The sequence below is a fragment of the Mesorhizobium sp. M7A.F.Ca.CA.002.04.1.1 genome, assembly GCF_004022805.1.
Lineage (GTDB): Bacteria > Pseudomonadota > Alphaproteobacteria > Rhizobiales > Rhizobiaceae > Mesorhizobium > Mesorhizobium ciceri.
On the sequence record NZ_RZPL01000298.1, the window covers coordinates 516 to 6,395 of the forward strand.

Sequence of the window (5,880 nt, forward strand, 5' to 3'; positions counted from 1 at the left end):
GGATATGGGGCGCACGGGTTGCGCGGCTTGATGCGCTATCGGCATTGCCTGCATGTCATGCCTCCCCTTCGATGACCTCGGCCAGACGGGGCAATATAGCCTGTGTCGTTGGGTCGTGCATCCGTTTTGAGAGGTCGAGGAGGAATCTGGGCAGCCGCGCGGACCTCAAGGGCAAGGGGAAACTATCAGCCAGGGAGAGCGAAATGATCCGGAAAATGAAATGCGGAAAATACCGGCTTTATTCGCGCTAGGAGGATGAGAAGACCGGGAAAAGGCGGAATCTGGGAACGTTCGAGACGCGTGAGGCGATGGAGAAGCATGAGCGCGAGGTGTAGTATTTTAAGCGGCATTGAGGGGATAGTGGGACGTTCCTTGCAGGCTGGATACCTGGGCATGGCCCGGCGGGAGTCCTCTTTCACACCAAACTTCGCCCGGCAGAACATTCCGAGAAGACAGCGATCACGGCGGGCATGTTCCTACTGGCAATTGCCGCCATCGGCGCAATATAGCTGCACCAGCAGCGGAGCAGGAGACGGGCAACGTGCTGATGGTGGCGAATGGGTGGTAGGGAAGCTTTCAGTTGAGGGGCGGGTTGCGGTGGATCACAGCTCCCTGGGCGCGTATCGCTTAGTATGGATGCGTTAGGCTCAGGTTGAGTGATGCGGTCACCCTTTCCTAAACACTACAGTGCCCTTATACCGAATCGGTCGCTTGCGGCACAGGAACAGTGAACTCCAGAGGTCATTTGCATACTCTCGAATCCTATCTCAGTGATGGAATCCAACGTGATCGGGAAGACATTGCCGCCATCGATCGAGTGCTTCTAGAAACAGGAGAAACGATTGCGGGAACGTTCAATTCGGAGAAACCCAACTGGCCCTATGAAATTCCCGATCGCCGAAAAGAAAATGACAAGCACAAGATTTCGCATAGCACGATGACAATGATGATCCGCGCAATCGATCTTCTTCGCGAGTCGCAACGAGTTGGCACATCTCGTCCAGGCTATGCATTTGAGGTTGGCGGTCAATACGCGAAAAAGCTGGATGAAGCGCGAAAGAAGGCATTTGACAGGTTGGTCGCTGAGCTTAGAGAAGCCCGTTCTGAGACCAGAGCCCAAACCATAACAACGATTTCTCCTACCTACGGGACCAATGACCCGCTAACCATGTCGTTTCTTGCCGAGGTTTTGTCGGCGACACCTGGTGGGACCGATGATCTCATGGCCGATGCCAGGATCGTCGTTCAGAAACTCGTAAAGATTGATCCGACGAACAGCTTCGTCAGTTTTTTTATTTTTAAGAACAGAGGCTTGACGGAATCAAAAGTCGTACCCAACGCATTCGTTCCTTTGTTAGTCGTGCGTGCAGCTCATACGCTGGGGCAAGAGATAGAAGGCAGAGCTGCATATCTGCGCTACTTTGAGAGTACACTTCACGATCAGCTTTCGTACTCAAATATCCCGGACAGCCGCTTCGATCCTGCCGAGTTGATCTTCTCTTTGGAGGGCGTGCTGCTCCTCTCGGAGCAGACAATAGATGTGCGTCTATTCGACCGTGTTCTTGATGTCCTCGAGCAAGCGCAGCAGACTAGTGCTCACTGGCGCCCAAGTAAGCCCTTCCTGCGCACCGTAAAGGGGTTTGTACTTTTCCCAATAAGTGTGGAGGCCGCAAATTCACTTCTGCGGTGCTGCCAGAGACTAGATAAGGACGAGCGGTTTCATGGGCGCTCGGAACGATACATAGCTCTGTTTCGCCGCTTCTGGAGTTGGCTTGCGGCGAGGCGCGTCACAATCGATGTTGAAGGAACGCCACGCCGAGTTTCAGGCTGGCACTCGGACCATGTCGCGGATCCTGACTCGATCCAACTTTGGGATACCGCGCAGGTAGTCGATTTTCTTCTGGGATACCGGCGTAGCCTCCACGGCCACATAGCTCGCACCACGCTGCGACTGTCTCGCTTCAACGTTCGAAAGCCTCAACGTGCCAAACAGTCTTGGAGTCCTGCGACCCAAGCGATGCAACTAGCTCGAAAGACGACAACGGCCGCGGCCCCGGATGACAAAGCAGATCTGAGGGAGAGCTTTGAGCCGATAACCTCACTCGGGCCATACTTCGAGACCTATCGTAAGGTAGAAGAGGAGTTCCTTTTGCCTTGGCTCGGCGGAAGTCCCCGAAATTATTCTATGTTAATTTATGGCCCGCCTGGCACCGGCAAAACCAGCGTTGCTGAAAATTTAGCGGATGCGCTCGGCTTTCCGCTCGTAACGATTACCGTCAGCGACTTTCTGGCAGGTGGCGGGGGCGAGGTGGAAGCGCGCGCTAAAATGATCTTTGAGGTGCTTGAGGCGCAGGCGGACGTCGTGGTCCTCTTCGACGAGATTGACGAACTCGTGCTGGATCGAAGCTCGAAGCGGCATGGCCAGCAAGATACCGTATTCAAGTTCATGACGCCTGGCATGCTGACCAAGTTTAATAACTTGCGCCGAGCGAAGCGCGGTATCTTCATCATGGCTACCAATTACGCATATCGCATCGATCCGGCGATCCGTAGAACGGGGCGTATCGACGAGAATTACCTACTGCTTCCGCCGGATGCTACTTCAAGGCAGAAGATGATAAAGAATTTTCTGAAAGATGCGATCGAAAAGGGAAATCTCCCGGCCGACCATGCGCTGAATCCTGACAATATCGAGAAATCCGGTAAATGGAGTATCCTGCGGAGTGCTTCATTCTTCTTGGGCTATAAGGATATCGAGGCTGCAGTGGCGCGTGTTGTTCGCCAGGTTGGTAACAGTCAAAGTGTGACGGAACTTGAGAGTGAGTTCTTGGAATGGGGACGCACAACGACTCTTCGCCTCTACAATGGCGCATTCGACGAAATAGACGATCGGGAGGCAATTGAACGCGAGTTCCTGCCCCTTATCGAGATGGCAGCGCGGGAGGGCGCAGTCCTTAAGGAAAAGAAAAATCCGGCTCTCGATTGCGCGGCTTTATTTAAGGCTGATGAAAAGAATGGCAAGCTGGCTTCGTTCGCTAGTGAACTTAAGCTCAGAGAAGAATCCTTAAGGTTCGTTAAGCGGCGCAGTCCGGAATACGTTAGGAAATGACAGCTCAATCCCCCCAGCCGCTAAGCGGCATCCGTCAAGCTTGGCGTTCTGCCTTCGGATCACGAAAGGTCGTCTATCTCAGCGGCCCGATCACGTCGGGACTGCGGTTCATAGATTGGTGGAGCAAGATCGGATATCAGCTTGAGGCCGATGCGAGCGCTTATCGTGCCGAACTTGTCGAGCAGGTGATTATTCCGAACGAGAACCAGCTCAAAGCGACAGCCGAACTGCTCCGCGCCAGGGGCTCGGAGCCGGTGGTTGAGCCAGCGAGCCTATTCATTAACGGTTGGACCCAAGAAGATTATCTAGAGTTGTGGCAGCAGTTCATCTCAGCTCACGCGAGCCGCATCCTGTTAATGGACGGATGGGAATACAGCGCGGGTAGTGCCTCTGAATTCTGCCGTGCACATCTCGAAGGCATCCCCACCGCTCGTGTTGACGGATCGCCCATCGTCGCACGAGATGGTGTCGCCGCAATCAGCCGCGCACTCGCTCGCGTTGATGCACTGGCTGTGCCGCCGCTCGCTCTCCAGAACACATTGCGTGCTGCATATAGCCAACTCGAAACAACAGTGGCGACTGTAGTCTACGTGCCGGGTGGTGGCATTCCGCGAAAAGACGCTTCGCTCGATCGGCTCGCTGAACTTATCAACGTAGCGCAATTCGTCAGCTATGAACCGCATCGTGGGAAACCAAAGCAGGCGTATTCACGCGTCCTTGGGGAAAGCCCTAACCGCATATTCTCCAACGTTACCGAAGTTGCCGAGACACTCCTTGCGCGAAGCGCTGACGGCTCCGTGAATGTGAGAAGCTTTACACCTGAAAGCCCGCTTAGCCGCGAATTCATATACGGTCTGACTCGAGTTAACGATATTGTCGATGCGATCGCACGCCTCACGCGCGAAGGTCTGCATACCATCGTAAATGAAACGGTCGATATCCACGATGGTGGCGTTTCCGGGGTGGTGCTTGGGAAGATCATCGAGTTTGCTCCCGACGATACGCCTCGCGCGGTAGAGAAGGCAGGCACAGCTTCTCTACCTCTCGGTTGGGGATTCCGACTCCTCGCTACGGTTTACGGTTTCGAACCGGATTTGGCAGTTCCCGAAAACACGCGCCTGGAATTCAGTCTGCATCCCCGGCCACGTGGCTGGCGTCGCATGCACACGTTGGGATGGGAGATTGCTGAACACAAAGGGTTAGATTTGTTTCCGGTAGCGCAGTGGCCCAACAGATTTAGTCATATGCTTGGCGATAAGGTCTTCGGGCTTCTTGTCGCACACCTCATTGGCCTGCCAGTACCGCGCACTACTGTGGTCAATCGGCGGGTGGCACCGTTTACGTTCGGCCAAGCAACGGGTTCGTCGGAGGTCTGGTGTCGCACTGCACCAATCGAGCAGACACCGGGCAAATTCACGACAACGCGCGGCTGGAGCGACCCCTTTAGGATCATGCAGGAAGAAGATCCGGACCACAAGTTAATCGCTTCGATTCTGGGACAAGCAAGTGTTGAGCCGCTCTATTCCGGTGCGTCGATAGTGCTCCAGAGCGGGGAGATCGTCACCGAGGGGCTACGCGGTGTGGGTGACAGGTTCATGTTAGGCACTGCCAAGGCAGAGATACTTCCGTCGTCAATTATCGCGGACGTTGAACGCCTGCATGCGGGTGCGGCCGAATTGGGCCCGGTGCGTTTCGAGTGGGTTCACGATGGCAAACGGGCATGGGTGGTGCAGATGCATCATGGCGCAACTAAGAGTGCTGCTGGCGTGCTTGTCCCGGGAAAAGCAGAGCATTGGATAGTCTTTGACGTCTCGCAAGGACTTGAGAAGTTACGCGACGTCATTGACAGCCTTGAGCCGCACCATGGTGTGGAATTGCAGGGCGAAGTTGGCCTAACTAGCCATATCGCGGACGTTATTCGCAGAGCAAACGTGCCAGCACGCATGAAACCGCAGGACCGTGATGCGGCCTAGTGCTGGGCAAGCAAACATCACCGTAGCCGAGTGCTCTTTCGGGTAGGGTCGCCGGGAACAGGAATTGTCGTCCTACCGCCTTCCCACCCCTGGCATTAACCATTCGTTAACCATTCCCTCGCTAGCGTTTACCTCTCAGTAAGGATTCGCCAGCCGTGACCTTTGCCGCCCCCCTCGAGGCCAAATCCATTCGCTTTCGTGCCCGCTCTTTCGTCGCTTTCACGCTGACGCCGGAGGCGCCTTTGGACGTGTGGCTGGAGGGGCTGGATCACTGGATCGGCAATTCGCCTGGCTATTTTGCCGGGCGGCCGGTGGTGCTTGATCTCAACACCTTGAAGCCCGATGTCGCCGCGATCGAATCGCTGGTCGACGTGCTTGGCCATCGCGGCATCCGCGTCTACGCCATCGAGCTCGACGGCCACGCCGCACTCGCGCCCAACCTGCCGCCGGTGCTGGTCGGCGCCAAGGAGGCGACGACGGATGGGTTGCTGCCCCGCGAGGCGCGGGCGGAGGGTTTCGACAAGGCCGAGGGCAGGGCGGCTGAACAGCATGCGGATGCGGGCAGCGCGGCCAAGGCCGGCGACGGCAAGGCTGGCGCAAGCAAGGCGGGCGATAGCGAGCCGCAGGTTGAAGCTTCGGGCACGCTGATGATCAAGGCGCCGATCCGCTCCGGCCAGGCGATCGTGCATCCGCATGGCGATGTCATCGTGCTGGGTTCTGTCGCTTCCGGGTCGGAGATCATCGCGGCGGGCTCGATCCATGTCTACGGCACGCTGCGCGGGCGCGCTTCGGCGGGTG

The 5,880-nt window shown here is 56.3% G+C and carries 3 protein-coding genes; all 3 read left to right on the top strand.

The annotated features are described in order from the left end of the window. Positions 1-745: 745 nt before the first annotated feature. The gene (locus ENZ75_RS16820) at positions 746-3,109 is read left to right on the top strand and encodes an ATP-binding protein (protein ID WP_063168609.1); all 2,364 of its coding nucleotides are present in this window, start codon (positions 746-748) and stop codon (positions 3,107-3,109) included. Beyond that, entirely contained in the window at positions 3,106-5,082 is a 1,977-nt protein-coding gene (locus ENZ75_RS16825) for a DUF4406 domain-containing protein (RefSeq protein ID WP_082826503.1), read from the top strand. The genes ENZ75_RS16820 and ENZ75_RS16825 overlap by 4 nt, the downstream gene beginning before the upstream one ends. 155 nt (positions 5,083-5,237) lie before the next feature. After that, the coding region (locus ENZ75_RS16830) for a septum site-determining protein MinC (RefSeq protein WP_128278192.1) at positions 5,238-5,880 on the top strand (643 nt) is incomplete at its 3' end.

Coding starts and splice junctions, on each gene's coding strand:
- ENZ75_RS16825 (WP_082826503.1), top strand. CDS start 3,106: ATGACAGCTCAATCCCCCCAGCCGCTAAGCGGCATCCGTCAAGCTTGG.